Origin of the sequence: Actinoplanes sp. NBC_00393 (assembly GCF_036053395.1) — a bacterium.
Lineage (GTDB): Bacteria > Actinomycetota > Actinomycetes > Mycobacteriales > Micromonosporaceae > Actinoplanes.
The window spans coordinates 11,011,913-11,031,280 of the sequence record NZ_CP107942.1 but is presented as its reverse complement, the minus strand read 5'-3'; the positions used below and the strand labels follow the sequence as shown (position 1 = coordinate 11,031,280).

The window sequence follows — 19,368 nt, the reverse complement described above, 5'->3', positions numbered from 1 at the left end:
CCTATCGGCAGCGAACGATCAGTCCTTACCCCGCGGGCTCGGCGTCTGGCGGCCGCTGGGCGCCTGGAAGCGGACCGCCTTGTGGGTACCGTCACAGAACGGCTTGATGGCGGAGCGGCCGCACCGGCACAGCGCGATCGTGCCGCGGCCGGGGTCGATCGGTTCGCCGTCGGGTGTGTGCAGCTCGAAGTCGCCCCGCACGATCAGCGGGCCGTCCTCGTACGGAACGATGGATGCGGTCACGGCCGTCCCAGTTCCCCCGATCACGGCTCGGAAACAGATCGTTTGCGGACCCGCGATCCGGGAAGCCAGTGCGCCATGAAGCTGCCTGCTGCCCGGGGGCCGGTGTCGGCCGCGTTGATCGACGTCCTCAGCGGGAAGAGCCGCGTTCTGCCGTCGCGCCTGGTCACGGTGGATGACGAGGACCTGCACCTGACCCTGTTCGTCTGCTACGAGCTCGCCTACCGCGGGTGGGACGGGGTGGACGACGACTGGGAGTGGGATCCCGGGGTGCTGCGCCTGCGCGCTGCCGCGGAACGGCACTTCGAGGCCATGTTGCACGAGCTGGCCGGCCCGCCGGAGCCGGTCGACCTGGAGACGGTGCCGGCCCGGCTGCGGGAGATCGCCGACGATGATGACGGGCCGTCGCTCTCCGGCTACCTGCGCGGCCGGGCCAGTCACCAGCAGTTCCGGGAGTTCGTCATGCACCGGTCCGTCTACCACCTGCGGGAGGCGGATCCGCACACCTGGGCGATCCCCCGGCTGGGCGGCGACGCGAAGGCCGCGCTCATCGAGATCCAGCTCGACGAGTACGGCAACGGCGTCACCGACCGCATGCACCAGGAGCTGTTCAAGCAGACCATGCGGTGGTTCGACCTGGATCTGACCTACGGCGCGTACGTGGATTCGGTCGGCGCGGCCACTCTCGCCACGAACAACCTGATGTCGCTGTTCGGCCTGCACCGCAGCCGCCGCGGCGCGATCATCGGCCACCTCGCCGCCTACGAGATGACCTCCACGCAGCCCAACCGCTCGTACGGCAACGGCCTGCGCCGGCTCGGCGGTGACGCCGACGCGACGGCGTTCTACGACGAGCACGTGGAGGCCGACGCGGTGCACGAGCAGATCGCCGCCCACGACCTGGCCGGGTCGTTCGCCCGCGCCGAGCCGCATCTCGCCGGCGACGTGCTGTTCGGCGCCCGGTGCGCGCTCGCCCTGGACGCCCGGTGGGCGCAGGGCCTGCTGGACGCCTGGTCGAGTGGCCGGTCGTCGCTGTACACCGAGCCGACCGTGGGGAGCCTCGCCGCATGACCGTCGACCAGACCACCACCGAAGCCGTCCTGATCGAACTCGGCCGTGAGCTGAAGGAGGCCGGCTACGCGTTCACCACGGTCACTCCGGCCACCCACGAGCGGGTCAACCGGCGGCCCGGCAACGCCCGGGCCCGCAATCTGCGCGACGTGCTGGGCTGGAGCCGCCCGTTCGGGCCGGGCGTGCTGCCGGAGCGGATCGTGACGCTGCTGGACGAGGCCGGTGTGCTGGACCGCGACGGTGACGTGTGGCGCAGCCGGGTGCGGTTCTCCAGCTACGACGGCGAGCTGTTCGTGCATTCGGCCTTCCCGACCGCCGCCGAGGACTCGGTCTTCTTCGGCCCGGACACCTACCGGATGGCGGATGCGGCCGCGGCGCACGTCGAGTCCCGGGAGCGGCCGATCCGCCGGGCGGTGGACATCGGCTGCGGCACCGGCGCCGGTGCGATCACGGTCGCCAAGCGGGCGCCGGGCGCCGAGGTGCTCGCCGTCGACATCAACCCGCAGGCACTGCGGTACGCCCGGGTCAACACCGCGCTGGCCGGGACGACCGGCGTACGGCCGTGCCACAGCGACCTGCTGTCCGGCGTCGACGGCGACTTCGACCTGATCATCTCCAACCCGCCCTTCATGATCGATCCGGCCGGGCGGGCGTACCGGCACGGCGGTTCGCAGGGCTTCGAGCTGTCCTGCGCGATCCTCGGGGCGGCCGGGCAGCGGCTGGCGCCGGGCGGTTCGCTGGTGCTGTTCAGCGGCACCGGCATCGTCGAGGGCCGGGACCCGCTGCGCGAGGCCGCCGCCGAATGCCTGGCCGGAACCGATCTGACCTGGTGGTACCGGGAGGTCGATCCGGACGTCTACGACGAGGAACTGGACGGGCCGGCGTACGCCCACGCCGAGCGGATCGCCGTGGTGGTGCTGACCGCCACCCGGCCGGCCCGGTGACCACGCCCCTGACCGTCGGTGTCGAGGAGGAGTTCCTGCTCCTCGACCCGGTCACCGGTGAGAACGTACCGGCCGGGCCCGCCGTGCTCGGCGCTCTGCCCGCGCACCTGCGTGAGCACAGCCGGGCCGAGTTCCGGCACAGCATGATCGAGATGGTCACGCCGGTCTGCACCACGCTGGCCGAGGTCGGCGAGCACCTCGGCCGGCATCGGCGGGCCGCCGCCGAGGCAGCCGAGGAGGCGGGTTGCCGCCTGGTCGCGGCCGGCGCCACCCCGGTCGGCGAACCGCGGCTGACGGTCAGCGACAATCCGCGCTACCGGGCCATCGCCGCCCATTACGGACCGATCGTGGCCGATCCCGCGGTCTGCGGCTGCCACATCCACGTCGGCGTCCCGGACCGGGAGACCGCCATCCAGGTGGGCAACCACCTGCGCGTCTGGCTTCCGGTCGTGCAGGCGCTGAGCGTCAACTCGCCGTTCGCCGCGGGCGCCGACACCGGCCACGCGAGCTGGCGGTCGATGCAGCTGGAGCGGTGGCCGACGCTGGGACCGCCGCCCCGGTTCGCCGGCAAGGAGGACTTCGATCAGATGGTCGGCCTGCTGGTCGGCTCGGGGGCGATGCTCGACGAGAGCCTGGTCCTGTGGCACTGCCGCCCGTCGTCCACGTACCCGACCGTGGAGGTACGTGTCACCGACGTCTGCCTGACCGCCGAGGACACCGTTCTGCTGACCGGCCTGGTCCGGGCGCTGGTCGCCACCGCCCTGGCCGACCTGGCCGCCGGCCTGCCCGCCCCGGACGTGCCCGGCACGGTCCTGCGGGCGGCGAGCTGGAACGCGGCCCACTCGGGACTCGACGGCACCCTGCTCGACCCGGTCGCGCTGCGTCCGCGCCCGGCCTGGGAACTGGTCGGCAACCTGCTCACGGCCGTCACCCCGGCGCTGGCACAACAGGGCGACCTCGACGCCGTCGAAACCGCGCTGGACCGGCTGCGTGCCGAGGGCACCGGCGCACGACGTCAGCGTGAGCTGTTCGCCCGCACCGGCTCCCTCCCAGGCGTGCTCACCGAGCTGGCTCACCGGACCCGCGGATGACCTCCGGACGCAGCACGTCATGCGTACGCAGCCGCCCGCACATCCCGGGACGGTCGGTGTCGCTCTGCGCTGACCCGTACAGCGCGGTTTCTCGCAGATGCCGGCCGTCGCCGCCGCTCAGGGCCGTGAGCACCGCGGCCGTGCGCCGGGTCTCGGCCTCGACCGTGGTGTGCCAGAGCTCGCGCCACCCGGCGACCGCGGGGCGGACCAGCGCCACCGCCTGGTCGTAGAACTCGTCGAGCAGCCGCGGATCGCCCGTCAGCCTCCGGAAGCCCTCGACCGCGAGGTCACGGCGCTGCGGCGCGGGCAGCGCGACCGCTTCCCGGTAGCGCTCCGGGTCGGCGAGCACCTCCGGCGGAAACGTCATGACCGCGTCCCCGGCCTCGGGCAGCCCGGCGTTCGACATCACCACGACGACGCGCAGCTCACCGTGGTTGACCGCGCGGTGGATGGTGCCCGGCCGGAACCAGACGGTGGAACCCTCCGCGAGCGGCGTCCGGTGCTCGCCGGAGACGTCCAGGGTGTGCAGTTCACCGCGCCCGCCGATGACCACGTAGGCCTCGGTCGAGGCCAGATGGACGTGCGGCGTTCCGCCGCCGTCCGGATAGACCGTCAGCCTGGTCACCGAGGTGCCACCGGGAAAGCTCACAACACACTTCTTCCAAGATCAGCGAGGGTACGCGTACCGAGCTCGCCATGATCACCGGAGGCGATCACGACCGCATACCGGAAAGCCAGACTCGCGTGCGCGTCCAACGCGAGTTCCGCACTGAAGAACGGCGCCGGGTTGAGACAGGCGAACTCCTCGCTGCGGGTGAACCACTGCGGCGGGTGCTGCGGGTTCGCGGTGTCGTCGATCATCACGACAGTCGACGCGCCGCCGGTCCCGTCGTGGCGCCCGCGGAACGCGAACCACTCGGCCCGCTTGCCGCGCAGGTCGTCGGCGCCGGTGCCGTCCGGCGACTGGACGACCCCGCCGGTGAACGAGCGCGGCCCGCGCCAGAACAGCCCGCCGTACCCGGCGTTCGCCCGGCCCTTGGTGGTCGGCGAACCGAAGTCGAGGACCCCGCCGGACACGTTCGTCATCCGGGTCGCGAAGACCAGCACCCAGCTCGTGTCGTCGATGACCCGTGCGGTGAGCGAGCGCTCTTCGGTGAGCACCGGGGCGCCCTGTTGCGAGGTCCAGTCCAGCTCGTGCGCCAGGGTGACCGCGTCACCGGAGACGGACAGGTCGGTCATCCGGCGGTGGGTGGCGCTGCCGTTGTTCTCCTTCTGCACATAGGAATGGCCGTGCACATAGGTCGGCCCGCCCCAGAAGTTGTGCTCGCCCACGTACGGCAACGACCAGGCGATGCCCTTGTGCCAGACATGGTCGTGCGGGCGGTACAGCGAGACGAGGTCGCCGGCCAGGGTCCGGATCGGGTGCAGGTACGGCTTCGGGGACTCCAGCTGTGGGGTCTGCGGGCGGTAGACGTACGTGCAGAGCTGCACGTCCCCCTCGGAGACCGTGACCGACCGGCCCAGCGCATGGTCTGCTCTCATCGGGCCCGGACCGCTTCCCAGGGCGCGCCGGTCCCGTTCATCCGGCGGGCGAACGGGCTGTCCGGGCCGATCTCGCCGGCGCGAACCGGTGCGCCGCTGAACGCCGAGGCGTAGACGGCGGCGATGAACTCCATGGTCCGTCTCGTCTCGTCGAGGGTGACCGGCGGCGCGCTGCCGGAGTCGAGGGCGTCGAGGACCGCGGCGAGCTGGCCGCCGTGGCCGCTCGACCCGGCCCCCACCGGCCAGCGGACCGTGTGGCCGGGCGCCGGGGTGACGGTCCAGTCCGCGTCGGTGTAGCCGTAGAGGTGGTCCAGCTCGACGGTGGCAAGCTCGAAGTCGAACCGCAGCCGGGACGTCTGCCGGGGCGAGACCACCGAGTTGACCACCGAGGCGACCGTGCCGTCCGCGAAGGTGACCAGGGCCATCGACACGTCCTCGGTGTCCACCCGGCGGCTGCGGCGGGCGGCGACCGCGGTGACCTGTTCCCACCGGCCGAGCACGGAGAGCAGCAGGTCGAACTGGTGGATGCCGTGTCCCATGGTCGGCCCACCGCCCTCGGTCTCCCACCGGCCGCGCCACGGCACCTCGAAGTAGGCGGCGTCGCGGTACCACTGGGTCTCGCAGGTGGCCAGCAGCGGCCGGCCGAGCTCGCCGGCCGCGGTCATCGCCCGCAACCGCACCGCCCCGGCGCCGAACCGGTGCTGGAAGACCGTGGCGACGTACGCACCGGTGGCCCGCGAGACGTCGGCGAGCTCGTCCAGCTCGGCCAGCGAGAGCGTGGGCGGCTTCTCGACCAGGACGTGCACGCCGGCCTCCAGGCACTGCCGGGCCAGCGGCGCGTGGGTCGCGGGCGGGGTGCACAGGTGCACGAGGTCGACGTCGCCGGCGGCCAGCAGGGCGGTCAGGTCCGGTGCGACGGCGGGCGCCGACCAGGCCTCGGCGAAGGTCCGGGCCCGCTCCTGGTCGAGGTCCACGACTGCGGTCAGGCGTACCCGATCGGGGTGTTCCCGGATCGCCTGAGCGTGCGCCGCGGCGATCGCGCCGGTGCCGACGACGGCCGCGCGATGTCGGGAATCCGGCCTCATCCGTCCATCCCTCCGCGTAGCGACAGGAAAGCGCTTTCCCGCATTCTGCAAGCCGTGGGCCACCCGGTCAATAGAACGATTCAACCGAGGCCGACTGTCTCGATCGCGATAGATGCCTGGGCGGGCCACGCGCGGAGGAGAAGGATTTCGCCATCAGTCGATGGTTGGAGATCCGATGCTGGAGTCCTCGCTACGCCGCCGCGCCCTGTTCGCCGCGGGCGGAGCCGTGGCCGGTTCAATCGCCCTCAGCGCCACCCCGGCCGCAGCGGCCGAGCAGCGGCCCGAGACGCCCTGGGCCGCGGTGCAGGCCCTGCTGAGGGGCAACCGCAGATTCGTCGCCGGCCACGCCCACCATCCCCGGCAGAGCCCGGAGCGGATCCGCGAGGTGGCCGCCGGCCAGGACCCGTTCGCGGTCATCCTCGGCTGCGCCGACTCGCGGGTGGCCCCCGAGCTGCTCTTCGACCAGGGCATCGGCGACCTGTTCGACAACCGGGTGGCCGGCAACCTGGTCGACGACATCCTGCTCGGCAGCATCGAGTACGCGGTGGAGGAGTTCGTGCCCCCACTGCTGGTCGTCCTCGGGCACGAACGCTGCGGCGCCGTCTCCGCCACCCTCGAGGCGATCCGCACCGGCACCACCGCGCCCGGCCACATCCAGGCGATCGTGGACGCGCTGCGCCCGATCGTCACGCCGTACGTGAACGCGCCGGACGGCGTCGAGCTGGCGGTCCGCGCCAACATCCGCGCCCAGGCCGAAGCCCTGATCGCACAGAGCGAGATCATCCGGGAGAAGGTCGAGCACGGCGAGACCGCGATCGTCGGCGCCCGCTACGACCTGGAGACCGGCGTGGTCACCGTGATTCCCACCTGACCCGCAGGTCCAGGCGGCGGGACGGGATCAGCGGGTCGTCCGCGTCGACCACGGCGAGCAGCTCGACGCCGCCGGTGGTGACGTCGCGGACGGCCAGGCCCTCGATCTTGTCGGCGGCGGGGAGTTCGGCGACGGCGAGGACCCGGGCGTCGTCGAGCAGGGCGATCGCCGCGCCCACCACCGGGCCGTCGTCGACCGCGTTCGGGGTGTCCTCGGCGGCGGCGCTGACCAGGATCCGGCCGTCGGGCAGCGCGACCGCGTCGGTGACGGCCAGGGCCACGCCGTCGATTACGCCGAGGTCGTATCCGCGTACGTCATCGGGTTTCATCTGATCGGCGCGGCCGTCGCCGCGGACCACGGCGAGCAACGCCGCGAGATCCACATCGACGCTCGCGGTGGGCACGCCGGCCGCCAGGTTGGCGCGCTGGAACCAGCGCAGCCGGTCGCCGACCAGGCACGCGCCCTCCAGGTTGAGCTGGTCCGGGCGCAGGCTCAGGGCACGGGCAACCGCGAGGTACGCCGGAGTCAGATCCGCCACCACGAAACCGGATTCAGGGGTTACCAGCGAGGCCCGCATCCGTGCCGGCGACGAACCGGAACCGAGCAGCAGCACCCCGGCCGGCGTCGGGCAGGCCGCCTCGAAGTCCGGCTTCAGTTGCTTCGTCCCGTCGGCCGAGCTGAACACCTCGTGCCCGCCGACCGGATCGACCACCCGCACCGGAGTCGTCGTGCCGGGCCGCAGCCAGGCCGCATGGGTGGCGTCGTCCTGCACCACCAGCCAGCCGTCGCCGAACGGCGCGACCGCCGAGGCCGCCCGCACCGGCGTGCCGTCGTCGAAGGTCAGGGACGCGCTGCTCGCCACTTCCACCCGCATGGGTCCACCCTGTCAGGAATCGAGCCACTGGCGGGCCGCGTGGTACGCCTTCAGGCTCGATTCGCCGACCACCTCGCCGGCCTCGAAGATCTGCACGCCGTCCACCCGTTCGACCGTACGGTTGCGCCGGATCTGCTGCACCATGGCCGGATCGACGCCGCTGAGATAGAGCCGGCCACCGGCGTCGAGCAGGCGTTCCGCGTAGTCGGCGAAGACCGCGAACGCGGTGGCGCCCAGCATCACCCGGCCGCGGAGCCGGAGCACCACGACGGGTCGTTCCGCCTGCACCGGATCGGGCAGCCGCGACTGCAGGGTGCGGGCGCCCGCGTAGAACAGGCTGCCGTAGACGTCGAGCAGCGTGACCCGGTTCGACTCCAGCCGGCGGCCGGCCGGGCGCTCGACGAAGCCGCCGCCCTCGTGCGGGACCAACTCGACCACCCGCAGGTCGAGCGCCTCCTGGTTGAGCTGCATCAGCAGGGACAGGATCAGGCCCAGCCCGACGGCCGCGGCGACCGGCAGGAACAGCGTCGCCACGAACGTCGAGATCATCGCGATCTGGGAGATCCGCCCGGTACGCAGGATGGCCCGCACCTCGCCGGGACGCAGAGACCCGATCGCCGCGTAGACGAGCACCGCGGCCAGCGTCGACATCACCACGGTCCCGACCAGGTCGGCGAAGAGCAGCAGGATCAGGCCCATCCAGATGCCGGAGAAGACGGCGGCCCACCGGCCCACCGCGCCGGCCGAGACGTTCAGGGCGGTCCGGCCGACCGAGCCGCCGACCGGCTGCCCGCGGAACAGCCCGGCGAGCAGGTTGCCGATGCCCTGGGCGATGAAGTCGCGGTTCGCGTCCGAGCGGGTGCGGTCCGGGTTCGGCGCCGACTCGCTGACCCCGGCGCCCTGCACCAGGACCACGGCGGCGACCGCGAACGCGCCGGTGAACAGGCTGAACGAGAAGTCCTCCAGACGTGGCAGGGCCGGGGTGGGCAGGCCGGTCGGGATGGCGCCGATGTCGCGGACGCGCGGCACCCCGTCGGCGTCCAGCAGGGCGACCGCGAGACTGGGCACGATCAGGGCGATCAGCGCCGAGTAGGCCGCGGCGCGGGTGCGGTGCAACGCCACGAGCAGCGCGAGGGCGGCGAACCCGGCCAGCGCGGCGGCCGGCTCGATCAGGTCCGGGTGCCGGATCAGGTCCACCGCCTTGGCCAGCGCGAACGGCCCGCTCACCTCGGCGCCGACCAGGTCCGGCAGCTGACCGAAGACGATGTTGGCGGCCACCCCGGACAGGAACCCGATCATGACCGAGTGCGGCACGAACCGCGTGTACCGCCCCAGCCGGGCGATCCCGGCCAGGACCATGAGCAGCCCGGCGATCACGGTCAGCAGGAACATCGCCCGGGGCCGGTCCGCCTCGGGCACCCCGGCCAGCGCCGAGCCGGCCGCCAGAGCGGCCGCACTGGTGGTCGTGATGACCATGAGCCGGGTGCTCGAGGTGAGACCGCCGCCGATCGGCCCGGCCATGCTCGCGTACAGGCCGTGCACCGGGTTCACTCCGGCCAGCACGCTCGCGGCCATCCCGTCCGGGACGCCACTGATCGCCCCGGGCAGCCCGGCGACGAGGTCCTTGCGGATCGACGGCATCGGGTCAGTGTGCGAACGCCCGGGTCAGGCGGCCTCATCCCGGCCAGATGACTCCCGGGCGCGCTCGGGAAGCTCATCCTGCGCGGGTGAGGCCACGCCGGCCGGGATGGCAGAGGCTGGGCGGAACCGATTTCAGGGGTGGTGGAGGATCATGTCCCGAGCAAGGTACGAAATCGATCCGAAGGTCGCCGTCATCAAAACGCGGGACGCCGTGGTGTCGGCCGGGCGGTATTCGGGCCGTAACCTCTCGGCACTGGGCACCCGGGTGGGCCGGCAAGCCGTGGTCATCGGTGCGGAGGGCGCCCGCCGCGGCGGTGGCGCCTGGACAGTGCTGCGCTACGGGCCTCCGCCGTCGCGGCGGCGCAGGCGCTCGATCCTGATCGGCGCCATCCTGCTCGCCGGGGCGGCCGGGGCGGCGACGGCACTGGCCGTGCAGCGCGGGCTCACCGCCTGGCAGCTCTCCGACCCGGATGCCAAGGTGACCGGGCGCGCCCACGTGGCGCCGGATCTGAACAGCGTGGCGCCGACGCCGGAGGCCAACGATCTGAACACTGGCGCACGTACGTCACCCTGAGATGGTGTTACGCCTCATTCTCAACGTCCTCTGGTTCATCTTCTTCGGCTGGACGCTCGGTCTCGCGTACGGGATCGCCGCGCTGATCTGCTTCATCCTGATCGTGACGATCCCGTTCGGCGTCGCCTCGCTGCGGCTGGCGGTCTATGCGATCTGGCCGTTCGGCCGGACCATCGAGAGCCGCCCGGGCGTCCACATCGCCTCCGGCATCGCCAACATCCTGTGGCTGGTGCTGGCCGGCTGGTGGATCGCCCTGGTCCACATCCTGGCCGGGATCGCCCAGTGCGTGACGATCATCGGCATCCCGTTCGGCATCGCGAACTTCAAGCTGGTCCCGGCCGCGCTCTGGCCGCTGGGCCGGGAGATCGTCACGCTGCCCTGAGCCCGGCCAGGACCCGCTCGGCCAGCCCGGCGAAGACCGCCACCTCGTCCGGGGTGAGCGCCGCGAACCAGGCCGCCACCGCCTCCTCGTCGCCCGCGTCCCGCTCGGTCCAGTACCGTGCGCCCTCCGCGGTCGCGGCGAGGAGGCGGCGGCGTTTGTCGGCCGGATCCGGCTCGGTGCGCAGCATGCCCTTGCGTTCCAGCGCGGCGACCAGCTGGGCCGCGTTCTGATGTGAGGTGCCGAGCGCCGCGGCCGCCTCGGACAGGGCCGGCCTCTCCAGCGCCCGGACCACCGTGAGCAGCGCGGCCTGCTGGGTGGTCAGACCGTCGGCGCGCAGCCGGTCGTCCATCAGATAGCGCAGCCGCTGCGCCAGCACCAGGCTGGCCCGGAAGGCCCGCACCGACGGCGTGAGCTGGGAATTCTCGCCGAGATCGAAGAGGGTCTTTTCCAGGTCCGACATCCGCAATATATTACACGTATGGTCCGCAATATATTACCTAACTCGATCTGCCTCCTGCCGCACTGCGCCTACCTGTCCCAGGTCTCCCGGATGATCGAGATCTACCGGGCCCTGCAGGCACGCGGCGTCACCCCGCGCGTCGCCACCTACGGCGGCACCTTCGAGACCGCGCTGCGCGCGGCCGGCATCGACTACGACCTGATCGGGCCGCGGATGGACGACGCGCGCTGCGCACGCTTCCTGCGCGAGCAGCCGAGCAGCGGGCCGGTCGGGCAGAGCGCCTACAGCGACGAGGAGCTGCGGGCGTACGTCACCGCAGAGGCCGATTACTTCACCCGGCACGGCATCGACACCGTCATCACCGGGTTCTCCCTGACCGCCACGCTGTCCAGCCGGCTCGCCGGGGTGCGCCTGGTCACCGAGCACTCGGCCAGCTGGGTGCCACCGGTCTTCGGGAGCCGCCCTCTCCCGCCGGCCGTCCGGCTCACCGGCGCCCTGCTGAGCCGGGTGAAGTTCTACTGCGCCGGCTTCAACCGGGTCGCCGCCAAGCTGGGCGTGCCCGGGCTGCCCAGCACCGCCGCCCTGCTGCAGGGCGACCTCACCCTGGTCACCGAGGCGCCGGACGTGCTCGGCCGGCCCGCCGAGCGGATCGAGGGGTGGCGGCCCGGCCGCGGCTACCGCCCGGAGACCCGGCTGCGGGTCACCGGCCCGCTCTTCGCCCACCTGCCGATCCCGCTCCCCGACCGAGTCGAGCAGTTCCTGGCGCGGCCCGGCCCGATCGTCTACGTGACCCTCTCCTCCAGCTCCCCCGCCCTGGTCCGCGCGACGGTCGGCGCCCTGCGCCCGCTCGGCGCCCGCATCCTGGTCGCCAGCACCGTCCACGACCTCGCCGACCTGGCCGGCGACCGGGTGCTGGTCGGCGGGGTGCTGCCCAGCCACCTGGTGATGCCCTGGGTGGATCTGGCGGTGACCACCGGCGGGCAGGGCAGTGTGCAGACCGCGATGGCCGCCGGCGTCCCGCTGCTCGGCATCCCGCTCCAGCTCGAACAGCGGCTCAACATCGCCCTGGTGCAACGCCGCGGCGCCGGGCTCGAGGTGCGGCCGCGCGACGCGGGCGGCCGGCATCTCACCGCGAGGGCGCAGGAGTTGCTCGCCGGCGACCGTTACCGCCAGGCCGCCGAGGAGATCCGCAAGATCTACGCCGACATCGACGGTCCCGGCAACGCGGCCGCGGCGATCCTCGGGCGGTAGGGTTTTCTCCCCCTCCAACCGGGGTGCAGGCATCAGCGCTTACCAGCTGATTCGTCCCTAGCGTCGAACCCATGACGACGACAGTGGAAACCAGCACCGCGGTCTCGCTGAGCGGGGTGACCCGTACCTACGGGCGCGGCGCCGCAGCGATCCGCGCGGTCGACGACGTCCACCTGGACCTGCCGCGTGGCGCCTGGACCGCGGTGATGGGCCCGTCCGGCTCGGGCAAGTCCACGTTGCTGCACCTCGCGGCCGGACTGGAACGGGCCGACTCCGGCCGGATCGTGGTGGCCGGCACCGACATCACCGCCGCCGGCGACCAGCAGCTCACCGACCTGCGGCGGACCCGGATCGGCTTCGTCTTCCAGAGCTTCAACCTGATCGGATCGCTGACCGCCGAACAGAACGTGGCCCTGCCGCTGCGCCTGGCCGGCCGTGGGCCACGCCGTTCCGAGGTGCGCGCGGTGCTCGCCTCGGTGGGACTCGCCGACCGGGTCCGGCACCGGCCGCGGGAGCTCTCCGGCGGGCAGCAGCAGCGGGTCGCGATCGCCCGGGCCATGGTGACCCGGCCGGAGGTCCTCTTCGCCGACGAACCGACCGGCGCGCTGGATTCCACGGCCGCGCGTACCGTGCTGGATCTGCTCCGTGCCATGGCCGACGCCGGCCAGAGCATCGTGATGGTGACCCACGATCCGGGCGCGGCAGCCCGCGCCGACGCGGTGGTCTTCCTCCGCGACGGACGAGTGGTCGACCGGCTGACCGGCGCGGACACGCACGCGGTCGCCGAGCGGCTCGCGGCCTGGGAGCGCTGAGATGATGCTGCGGCTGAGCCGGGCCGGGATGGCCGAGCGGTGGACTTTGTTCGTCGGCGCCGCCCTGTCGGTGTGCCTGGGTGTCGCGCTGGTGCAGTCGTCGCTGCTCCTGCTGATCACCGCGGCCACCATGGACACGCCGCCGGGCCTGTCCGCCACCGAGGAGCTGCGCTTCGACGACGGGCGTACGGCCGCGGTGTCGATGCTGGGCGTGGTGATGGGCGGCGCGGCCTTCCTGGCGATCTTCATCATCAGCTCGACCTTCGCGTTCACCGTGGACCAGCGCCGCCGGGACCTCGCGCTGCTGCGCCTGGTCGGTGGCAGCCGGGGACAGCTGCGCAGGTTGCTGCTGGGCGAGGCGGTGCTGCTCGGGACGCTCGGCGCCGGTCTGGGCATCCCGGCCGGACTCGGTGTGATGGCGGTGCACGCCTGGCTGATGCGCCGGATGGGTTTCGTGCCGGACGGATTCCACGGCGAATGGCGTACCTGGATCATCGGCGCCTCGATCGGCACCGGCCTGCTGCTGGCCGTCGCCGGCGCGATGACCGCCGCCCACCGGGCCGCGCGGGTACGCCCACTCGACGCCCTGCGCGACTCCGGCGAAGCGGCCCGGGTGATGACCGCCGGCCGGTGGATCTTCGGGCTGCTCTTCCTGGGCGGCGCGCTCGCCCTGACCATCGTGGCCCCGCACGGCGGCCCCGACGGCGGCGCGGCGATGGCAATGAACGTGCCGCTCTGCGCGGCGGTGGCGGCGGCCGCCTTCGGCCCGCTGCTGGTCCCGGCGGTGGCCCGCCTCATCCCCACCGGCATGGGCGGCCCGCTCAGCTCGCTGGCCCGCGCCAACCTGCGCGACGGCCGCCGCCGCAGCGCCGCGGTCGCCGCGCCGGTGACGGTCCTGGTCGCCCTGGTCGTCGGCCAGACCGGCGCGTCGGCCTCCTTCACCGCCTCCGGCGTCGACCAGATGCGCCGATCCACCGCGGCCGACCTGGTGGTCTCCTCACCCGGGCAAGCCACCCCCGCTCGATCCGACGCCTCGGCCGGCCCTCCTCAATCGGCCGGACCGACCAGCTCACCTCGATCCGACGGGTTGGCCGGGCCGGAAGCCTCGCCTTCATCTGATGCCTCATCCGCGCCGGTTGGTGCGCGGATCGCCGCCATGCCGGGCGTTGCGGCCGTGTCGACCGAGATCGAACTGCCCGGCCGGGCCACCACCGGGGACGCCGAGGACCGCGAGACCGACACGGTGACTGTGCTGGTGGTGGACTTCTCGGCGTACGCCCGAATGCATCCGGGCAGCGAGGCCCTGCTCGGCCTGAGCCATCGCACGGCCGCGACCGGTCCGGGTGGCGACCTCTCCGCCGGCACCGCGCGCCTCGAGCTGCCCGGTCTCGACCTGGGCGAGATTCCGGTCGCCGCCGGCGTGCCGGCCGCCGTGAGCGGCGGCGCGGATCTGCTGCTTCCGCCGGGCATGCTGCCGCCGGCTCAGCTCGCCTCGGCGCCGACCGCCACTTTCGTACGCCTCAAGCCCGGCGCCACCCCTCCCGACCTCAGCGCCTACGGGTCGGTCGCCACGGTGGACGAGTGGCTCGCCGCCGACGCGGAGAACCGCAACTCCACCAGCAGCAAGATCATGATCGTGGTGCTCGGCCTCGGCGCCCTCTACGCACTGGTCGGCGTGATCAACTCAGTGGTGATCGGCGCGGCCGCCCGGCGCCGCGAGTTCGCCGAAGCCCGCGTGACCGGCCTGTCCCGCGGCCAGGTAATCCGCACCGCGCTCGCCGAGTCCGCAGCGGTCACCCTCGCCGGCATCCTGCTCGGCCTCGTAGCCGCCGGCACCGCCTTCATCGCGGCCCTGACCACCACCGAGGCCGTCACCGGCACCGCCACCCTCGATCCACCGTGGCTGCTGCTGCTCGCCATCACCGCGTTGGTTCTGCTAGCGACCGGCGTGACCAGCGCACTCACGTCCTGGTCAGCGACCCGCGAACGGCCGGTGGCCCTGCTCGGCGCTCGAGAGTAGACGGTCACCCACCGTTAATTAACCTTGCGTTGGGTGACAGGTAACGCTGTGGTCGCCTAGGTTAACTCTCGGTTGCCGCGCGCCACCGTCCGGTGTCGCGTGTGGACGGCCCGCGCGGCCGACGGCTTCTGAGAGGGGGGCATCACCATGGCGAAGAAGTCGAAGAAGGACAAGAAGAAGGACAAGAAGAGCAAGAAGAAGTGACTCGCGAACCGGTGGCGGCCGCCTCTGCCGCCGCCACCGGTGTCCGCTGTCAGTCGGGCGCCTCGGTGGCACCGGCCTTCTCCGTCACGTCGTCGGCGCCCTGGGGCACCTCACGGTCGTCACGGTCAGGCAGCGGCAGATCCGGCACCACAAGATCCTCCTGTCCCGGCGGGGCCGGCGGATCCGGGCTGAGCGGCGGGCGCACTTCAGCTTCGTCGGTCATACCCTGTTCACTTCCCCGTTTCCGGGCCGGACAACCGTGGCGCCCCGTCCCTCGACTCCCTGCGGCCGGTTGCCCGCTTGCGGCCCCAGCGCGCCCAGGTAGGTGCTCGCGCCACCCCGCCCAGCCACAGCCGTCACTAAAGATCACCGCGGGCAGCCCATTACCTGCCCCAGCGACGGCCGGTCCCGCTCAGCCGCCGCCCACGCATGCAATCCCCGCCCCATTACCTGCCCCAGCGACGGCCGGCCCGGCTCAGCCGCCGCCCACGCATGCAATCCCCGCCCGAATACCTGCCCCAGCGACGGCCGGTCCCGCTCAGCCGCCGCCCACGCATGCAATCCCCGCCCCATTACCTGCCCCAGCGACGGCCGGCCCGGCTCAGCCGCCGCCCACGCATGCAATCCCCGCCCCATTAGGGCTCGTCGAGGGACTGTAAAAAGAACGGTGTAACTCCTGATCAAGGAGACGCACCTGATGACCATGATGACGGAGGCCGTGGATACTTCCGCGGTGGCCAAGAAGAAGGACCCGGCAGCCTTGTCTGGGAGTGTCGATGCCGAACTGGTCGGCCGGCTCGTGGAGCAGGCTCGTGCCGCGGGCCTGCAGCTGACCGGTGAGGGTGGTCTGCTGCAGCAGCTGACCAAGCGGGTGATCGAGGCGGCGATGGACGGTGAGATCACCGACCACCTCGGCTATGAGAAGCACGATCCGGCCGGCAAGGACGGCGGGAACTCCCGCAACGGGTCGAGGGCGAAGACGGTGCTCACTGATGTCGGCCCGGTCGAGATCGTCGTGCCGCGGGACCGGGACGGCTCGTTCGAGCCGCAGATCGTCAAGAAGCGGCAGCGCCGGCTGACCGGGGTCGAGGACATGGTCCTGTCGCTGTCGGCGAAGGGCCTGACCACCGGGGAGATCAGCGCTCACCTGGCCGAAGTCTATGGCGCCGAGGTGTCGCGGCAGACGATCTCCACGATCACCGACAAGGTGATGGACGGCATGGCTGAGTGGCAGAACCGGCCCCTGGACCGTGTCTATCCGGTCGTGTTCCTCGACGCGATCAACGTCAAGATCCGCGACGGGAAGGTCGCCAACCGGCCGATCTACGTCGCTTTGGCGGTCACCGCCGAGGGCACCCGCGACATCCTCGGGCTGTGGGCCGGCGACGGCGGCGAGGGCGCCAAGTTCTGGTTCAGCGTGTGCACCGAGCTCAAGAACCGCGGCGTCGAGGACGTGCTGATGGCCGTCTGCGACGGCCTCACCGGCCTGCCTGACGCGATCAACACCGTGTGGCCGCAGACGGTGGTCCAGACGTGTGTGGTTCACCTTCTGCGCAACTCGTTCAAATACGCCGGCCGGCAGCACTGGGACGCCATCGCGAAGGCGTTGAAGCCGGTCTACACCGCACCGACCGAGCAAGCCGCCGAGCAGCGGTTCCTGGAGTTCGCCGAGGTCTGGGGCGAGCGATACCCGGCGATCGTCCGGCTCTGGGAGAACGCCTGGGCCGAGTTCGTGCCGTTCCTGGCCTTCGACGCCGAGATCCGCAAGGTCGTCTGCTCGACCAACGCGATCGAGAGCGTGAACGCCCGGATCCGCCGGGCCGTGCGGGCCCGCGGGCACTTCCCGAACGAGCAGGCTGCCCTGAAATGCGTCTACCTCGCCGTGATGGCCCTGGACCCGACCGGCACCGGCCAGCGCCGCTGGACTATGCGCTGGAAACCCGCCCTCAACGCCTTCGACCTCGCCTTCGAAGGACGCCTCACCGCAGGCCGTAACTGACCTTCAACAAATCGAGTTACACCGTTTTCTTGACACTCCCCTCGTCGATTTTTAACTCGCTGTTTTGATCAAGGCGGGTGCGGTGAATCCGGCGGCGCGGGTGTGAGCGGCGAGGTCGGTGTGGTTGGTGAGGCGGATGTTGCTGGGTTCGATGGGGTGCTGGATTTGGGTGAGCAGGGTGCGGGTGTTGCGGATGGCGACGTTGATGGTGGTGCCGGCGACGCCGAACAGATCGGCGATGACCTTGCGGGGCAGTTGGTAGCGGTCGTGGAGCAAGGTGGCCAGTAGTTGGTGGCTGAGGGTGACGCGGATCTTGCGGCCGCCGCCGCGGGGCCGGGCGTGGCCGCGCAGGTTGTGCAGGAACGCTTCGTGTTGGGCTTGATGGGGAACGGTGAGCCGGCTGATCAGGTCGTTCCATGCGCTGTCGGGCATGCCGGTGATGGCCGGGTGCACCAGCGCGGCCAGGTGATGCAGCGGTGGTAGGGCTGTCGCGGGTTCGCCGGCGGGTGTGGCCGGGTCGGGGCGCAGGGTGTAGTTCCAGTCGCCGTGCCAGTCGTGACGGTCGATGGCCAGGGTGCTCATCTGCTCGTCGGTGATGACGACGCCGGTCGGGTAGTGGCCGGTGTCGAGTTCGGCGTGCACGCGCAGCCCGCTGCTGGTGGTGGTCGCGGCGATCGTGTGGACGATGGTCTCGTGGCTGGTCAGGGGTCGTGCCCGCCAGTTCATCGAGATGTGGGCGAACAAGCGATGCTCGATACGGTTCCATTTACTGGTGCCGGGCGGGAAGTGGCAGACGGTGATCGGTAGCCCGATTTCGGCGGCGAGAGCGGCCAGATCCGTTTTCCAGGCGCGAGTGCGGTAGCCGTTGGATCCGCCGGCGTCCGCGGTGATCAAGAGCCGTCCGGCGTTCGGGTAGCGGTCACGGCCGTAGCCGTCCCACCAGCGGCGCAGAGTGGCGACGGCGAACGCGGCGGTGTTGTGGTCGGTGCCGACGGCGACCCAGCCGGTGTCGGCGGCCAAGTCGTAGACCCCGTAGGGGATCACCTGTCCCAGCTGCGGATCGGCGAAGTCGTGGGTGCGGACTACGGCCGGCTCACCGGCAGGCCGCCACTCGCGGCCCTTGTTCGCGAACGCGCCGACGAGTTCCTTCTTCTTCGTATCGACGCTGACGACCGGGTCACCGCTGGACAGATAATCCTTGACCTGCTCGTTGATGTAGCCGAACTGGGCGTCGCGGTCGGGATGGCGTCTGCCTTCCAGAGTCTTGGCATTGCCCTGAAGGCTGAATCCCTCACCGTGCAGCAGAGCAGCGATCGTGTCCGGCCCGGCCTTATGACCCCGCCCGGCCAGTTCCTGCGCAAGGTGGCGCAACGACTTCGTCGTCCATCGCAGCGGCGACATCGGGTCCCCCCGCTCGTCCGGCTCGACCAGCCCCAACAACGCCGGCATCAGAGCGGGATCATGTTCGGTCACCGGCTTCCGGCCGCCACCGGCACGGCGGACCCGGCCCAGCGGCGCCACCCCGGCCTCCAACTCATCGACGCCCGCAGCCACCGTGCCCTCCCGGACCCCGGCAGCTCGCGCTACCGCCCGGATCCCGCCATGCCCCAGCACCCGAGCCTCAGCACCCAGCAGCAACCGGCGTTGCCGCTCATCCAGATGCGGCAAGATCACCTCAAACTTCGCTGCCAGCCTGCCCCGTTCCTCCTCCGATACCGCCATAACAGATCAACGCATCGAAATCCGCCAAGCAACGGCTTGTTCTTCGACGAGCCCTTACCTGCCCCAGCGACGGCCGGCCCGGCTCAGCCGCCGCCCACGCATGCAATCCCCGCCCGAATACCTGCCCCAGCGACGGCCGGCCCGGCTCAGCCGCCGCCCACGCATGCAATCCCCGCCCGAATACCTGCCCCAGCGACGGCCGGCCCCGCACAGCCGCCACCCACGCACGCGATCCGGCGGAGGAAAGTTGGCGGCCAGGTGGCGGGCGGCAGCCGCAGGTGGGCGTAGCTCGGCCAGGACCGCGCGGTAGGACGCGGCCGGCACGTGCGGGACGTTGAACCCGGCCGCCCGGGTGCGGCTGGACCGGGAGGCGAGCCCGCCAGGCGAGACCGGAAGGCGAGCCCGCCAGGCGAGACCGGAAGGCGAGCCCGCCAGGCGAGACCGGAAGGCGAGCCCGCCAGGCGAGACCGGAAGGCGAGCCCGCCAGGCGAGACCGGAAGGCGAGCCCGCCAGGCGAGACCGGAAGGCGAGCCCGCCAGGCGAGACCGGAAGGCGAGCCCGCCAGGCGAGACCGGAAGGCGAGCC

19 protein-coding genes are annotated in these 19,368 nt (G+C 71.8%); 10 read left to right on the top strand and 9 right to left on the bottom strand.

The genetic code is table 11. The features are described 5' to 3' along the window. Window positions 1–18: 18 nt before the first annotated feature. Window positions 19–243: a CDGSH iron-sulfur domain-containing protein gene (locus OHA21_RS51010; RefSeq protein WP_328468153.1), complete on the bottom strand. Its 225-nt coding sequence runs from the start codon at window positions 241–243 to the stop codon at window positions 19–21. Between the two features lie 75 nt (window positions 244–318). Between OHA21_RS51010 and OHA21_RS51005 the strand changes: the two genes are divergently transcribed. The 3 genes from OHA21_RS51005 to OHA21_RS50995 are packed head-to-tail and all read left to right on the top strand — an operon-like array spanning window position 319 to window position 3,346. Beyond that, window positions 319–1,311 carry an iron-containing redox enzyme family protein gene (locus OHA21_RS51005; RefSeq protein WP_328468151.1) on the top strand — a complete coding sequence of 331 codons (993 nt, stop codon included), beginning with the start codon at window positions 319–321 and terminating at the stop codon, window positions 1,309–1,311. After that, window positions 1,308–2,255 (top strand): class I SAM-dependent methyltransferase, encoded by a 948-nt coding sequence (locus OHA21_RS51000; protein WP_328468149.1) that lies wholly within the window; start codon window positions 1,308–1,310, stop codon window positions 2,253–2,255. The genes OHA21_RS51005 and OHA21_RS51000 overlap by 4 nt, the downstream gene beginning before the upstream one ends. Then, window positions 2,252–3,346, top strand: coding sequence for a carboxylate-amine ligase (locus tag OHA21_RS50995; RefSeq protein ID WP_328468147.1), 1,095 nt, complete (start codon window positions 2,252–2,254; stop codon window positions 3,344–3,346). The genes OHA21_RS51000 and OHA21_RS50995 overlap by 4 nt, the downstream gene beginning before the upstream one ends. Here the strand turns inward: OHA21_RS50995 and OHA21_RS50990 are convergent. From OHA21_RS50990 to OHA21_RS50980, 3 genes are read right to left on the bottom strand one after another with little or no spacing between them, the layout of a single operon-like run. Continuing rightward, complete coding sequence (locus tag OHA21_RS50990) at window positions 3,315–3,995, bottom strand: cupin domain-containing protein (RefSeq protein ID WP_328468145.1); 681 nt, start codon at window positions 3,993–3,995, stop codon at window positions 3,315–3,317. The two genes, OHA21_RS50995 and OHA21_RS50990, sit on opposite strands and share 32 nt — an antisense overlap. After that, a complete protein-coding gene (locus OHA21_RS50985; RefSeq protein WP_328468143.1) occupies window positions 3,992–4,888 on the bottom strand; it encodes a PmoA family protein in 897 nt (298 codons plus the stop codon). The genes OHA21_RS50990 and OHA21_RS50985 overlap by 4 nt, the downstream gene beginning before the upstream one ends. Beyond that, window positions 4,885–5,973, bottom strand: a complete 1,089-nt coding sequence (locus OHA21_RS50980) for a Gfo/Idh/MocA family protein (RefSeq protein WP_328468141.1) — start codon at window positions 5,971–5,973, stop codon at window positions 4,885–4,887. The genes OHA21_RS50985 and OHA21_RS50980 overlap by 4 nt, the downstream gene beginning before the upstream one ends. 175 nt (window positions 5,974–6,148) lie before the next feature. On the opposite strand from OHA21_RS50980, the gene OHA21_RS50975 reads away from it, so the two are divergent. Further along, a complete protein-coding gene (locus OHA21_RS50975) occupies window positions 6,149–6,844 on the top strand; it encodes a carbonic anhydrase (RefSeq protein WP_328468139.1) in 696 nt (231 codons plus the stop codon). Here the strand turns inward: OHA21_RS50975 and OHA21_RS50970 are convergent. Both OHA21_RS50970 and OHA21_RS50965 read right to left on the bottom strand, forming a co-directional pair. After that, complete coding sequence (locus OHA21_RS50970) at window positions 6,825–7,718, bottom strand: DUF6910 family protein (protein ID WP_328468137.1); 894 nt, start codon at window positions 7,716–7,718, stop codon at window positions 6,825–6,827. The genes OHA21_RS50975 and OHA21_RS50970 overlap by 20 nt on opposite strands. 12 nt (window positions 7,719–7,730) lie before the next feature. Beyond that, complete coding sequence (locus tag OHA21_RS50965) at window positions 7,731–9,359, bottom strand: SulP family inorganic anion transporter (RefSeq protein ID WP_328468135.1); 1,629 nt, start codon at window positions 9,357–9,359, stop codon at window positions 7,731–7,733. A gap of 151 nt (window positions 9,360–9,510) precedes the next feature. Between OHA21_RS50965 and OHA21_RS50960 the strand changes: the two genes are divergently transcribed. Together OHA21_RS50960 and OHA21_RS50955 are read left to right on the top strand one after the other, a co-directional pair. Then, on the top strand, window positions 9,511–9,933 hold the full coding sequence (locus tag OHA21_RS50960; RefSeq protein WP_328468133.1) for a hypothetical protein: 423 nt from the start codon (window positions 9,511–9,513) through the stop codon (window positions 9,931–9,933). A gap of 4 nt (window positions 9,934–9,937) precedes the next feature. Then, window positions 9,938–10,315: a YccF domain-containing protein gene (locus OHA21_RS50955; protein WP_328479055.1), complete on the top strand. Its 378-nt coding sequence runs from the start codon at window positions 9,938–9,940 to the stop codon at window positions 10,313–10,315. On the opposite strand, the gene OHA21_RS50950 is transcribed toward OHA21_RS50955, so the two are convergent. Continuing rightward, entirely contained in the window at window positions 10,302–10,775 is a 474-nt protein-coding gene (locus OHA21_RS50950; RefSeq protein ID WP_328468131.1) for a MarR family winged helix-turn-helix transcriptional regulator, read from the bottom strand. The two genes, OHA21_RS50955 and OHA21_RS50950, sit on opposite strands and share 14 nt — an antisense overlap. An 18-nt stretch (window positions 10,776–10,793) precedes the next feature. On the opposite strand from OHA21_RS50950, the gene OHA21_RS50945 reads away from it, so the two are divergent. The 3 genes from OHA21_RS50945 (at window position 10,794) to OHA21_RS50935 (ending at window position 14,858) form a co-directional block, all read left to right on the top strand. After that, window positions 10,794–12,026, top strand: coding sequence for a glycosyltransferase (locus OHA21_RS50945; protein ID WP_328468129.1), 1,233 nt, complete (start codon window positions 10,794–10,796; stop codon window positions 12,024–12,026). Window positions 12,027–12,097: 71 nt separating this feature from the next. Further along, complete coding sequence (locus OHA21_RS50940; protein ID WP_328468127.1) at window positions 12,098–12,838, top strand: ABC transporter ATP-binding protein; 741 nt, start codon at window positions 12,098–12,100, stop codon at window positions 12,836–12,838. A gap of 1 nt (window position 12,839) precedes the next feature. Further along, the gene (locus OHA21_RS50935) at window positions 12,840–14,858 is read left to right on the top strand and encodes an ABC transporter permease (protein ID WP_328468125.1); all 2,019 of its coding nucleotides are present in this window, start codon (window positions 12,840–12,842) and stop codon (window positions 14,856–14,858) included. Between the two features lie 253 nt (window positions 14,859–15,111). Here the strand turns inward: OHA21_RS50935 and OHA21_RS50930 are convergent, their stop codons facing one another. Next, entirely contained in the window at window positions 15,112–15,285 is a 174-nt protein-coding gene (locus OHA21_RS50930; protein ID WP_328468124.1) for a hypothetical protein, read from the bottom strand. A gap of 474 nt (window positions 15,286–15,759) precedes the next feature. On the opposite strand from OHA21_RS50930, the gene OHA21_RS50925 reads away from it, so the two are divergent. Beyond that, window positions 15,760–17,061: an IS256 family transposase gene (locus tag OHA21_RS50925; protein WP_328467659.1), complete on the top strand. Its 1,302-nt coding sequence runs from the start codon at window positions 15,760–15,762 to the stop codon at window positions 17,059–17,061. 51 nt (window positions 17,062–17,112) lie between these two features. Here OHA21_RS50925 and OHA21_RS50920 read toward each other — a convergent pair whose 3' ends face one another. Continuing rightward, the gene (locus tag OHA21_RS50920; RefSeq protein ID WP_442874930.1) at window positions 17,113–18,783 is read right to left on the bottom strand and encodes an ISAzo13 family transposase; all 1,671 of its coding nucleotides are present in this window, start codon (window positions 18,781–18,783) and stop codon (window positions 17,113–17,115) included. Between the last annotated feature and the right edge of the window lie 585 nt (window positions 18,784–19,368).

What these genes read in the sequence shown, in the direction of transcription:
- OHA21_RS51000 (WP_328468149.1), top strand. Translation starts at nt 1,308, where the DNA reads ATGACCGTCGACCAGACCACCACCGAAGCCGTCCTGATCGAACTCGGC.
- OHA21_RS50950 (WP_328468131.1), bottom strand. Translation starts at nt 10,775, where the DNA reads ATGTCGGACCTGGAAAAGACCCTCTTCGATCTCGGCGAGAATTCCCAG.
- OHA21_RS50920 (WP_442874930.1), bottom strand. Translation starts at nt 18,783, where the DNA reads ATGGCGGTATCGGAGGAGGAACGGGGCAGGCTGGCAGCGAAGTTTGAG.
- OHA21_RS50970 (WP_328468137.1), bottom strand. Translation starts at nt 7,718, where the DNA reads ATGCGGGTGGAAGTGGCGAGCAGCGCGTCCCTGACCTTCGACGACGGC.
- OHA21_RS50960 (WP_328468133.1), top strand. Translation starts at nt 9,511, where the DNA reads ATGTCCCGAGCAAGGTACGAAATCGATCCGAAGGTCGCCGTCATCAAA.
- OHA21_RS50980 (WP_328468141.1), bottom strand. Translation starts at nt 5,973, where the DNA reads ATGAGGCCGGATTCCCGACATCGCGCGGCCGTCGTCGGCACCGGCGCG.
- OHA21_RS50965 (WP_328468135.1), bottom strand. Translation starts at nt 9,359, where the DNA reads ATGCCGTCGATCCGCAAGGACCTCGTCGCCGGGCTGCCCGGGGCGATC.
- OHA21_RS50925 (WP_328467659.1), top strand. Translation starts at nt 15,760, where the DNA reads ATGACCATGATGACGGAGGCCGTGGATACTTCCGCGGTGGCCAAGAAG.
- OHA21_RS50985 (WP_328468143.1), bottom strand. Translation starts at nt 4,888, where the DNA reads ATGAGAGCAGACCATGCGCTGGGCCGGTCGGTCACGGTCTCCGAGGGG.
- OHA21_RS50975 (WP_328468139.1), top strand. Translation starts at nt 6,149, where the DNA reads ATGCTGGAGTCCTCGCTACGCCGCCGCGCCCTGTTCGCCGCGGGCGGA.
- OHA21_RS50930 (WP_328468124.1), bottom strand. Translation starts at nt 15,285, where the DNA reads ATGACCGACGAAGCTGAAGTGCGCCCGCCGCTCAGCCCGGATCCGCCG.
- OHA21_RS51005 (WP_328468151.1), top strand. Translation starts at nt 319, where the DNA reads ATGAAGCTGCCTGCTGCCCGGGGGCCGGTGTCGGCCGCGTTGATCGAC.
- OHA21_RS50940 (WP_328468127.1), top strand. Translation starts at nt 12,098, where the DNA reads ATGACGACGACAGTGGAAACCAGCACCGCGGTCTCGCTGAGCGGGGTG.
- OHA21_RS50935 (WP_328468125.1), top strand. Translation starts at nt 12,840, where the DNA reads ATGATGCTGCGGCTGAGCCGGGCCGGGATGGCCGAGCGGTGGACTTTG.
- OHA21_RS50945 (WP_328468129.1), top strand. Translation starts at nt 10,794, where the DNA reads ATGGTCCGCAATATATTACCTAACTCGATCTGCCTCCTGCCGCACTGC.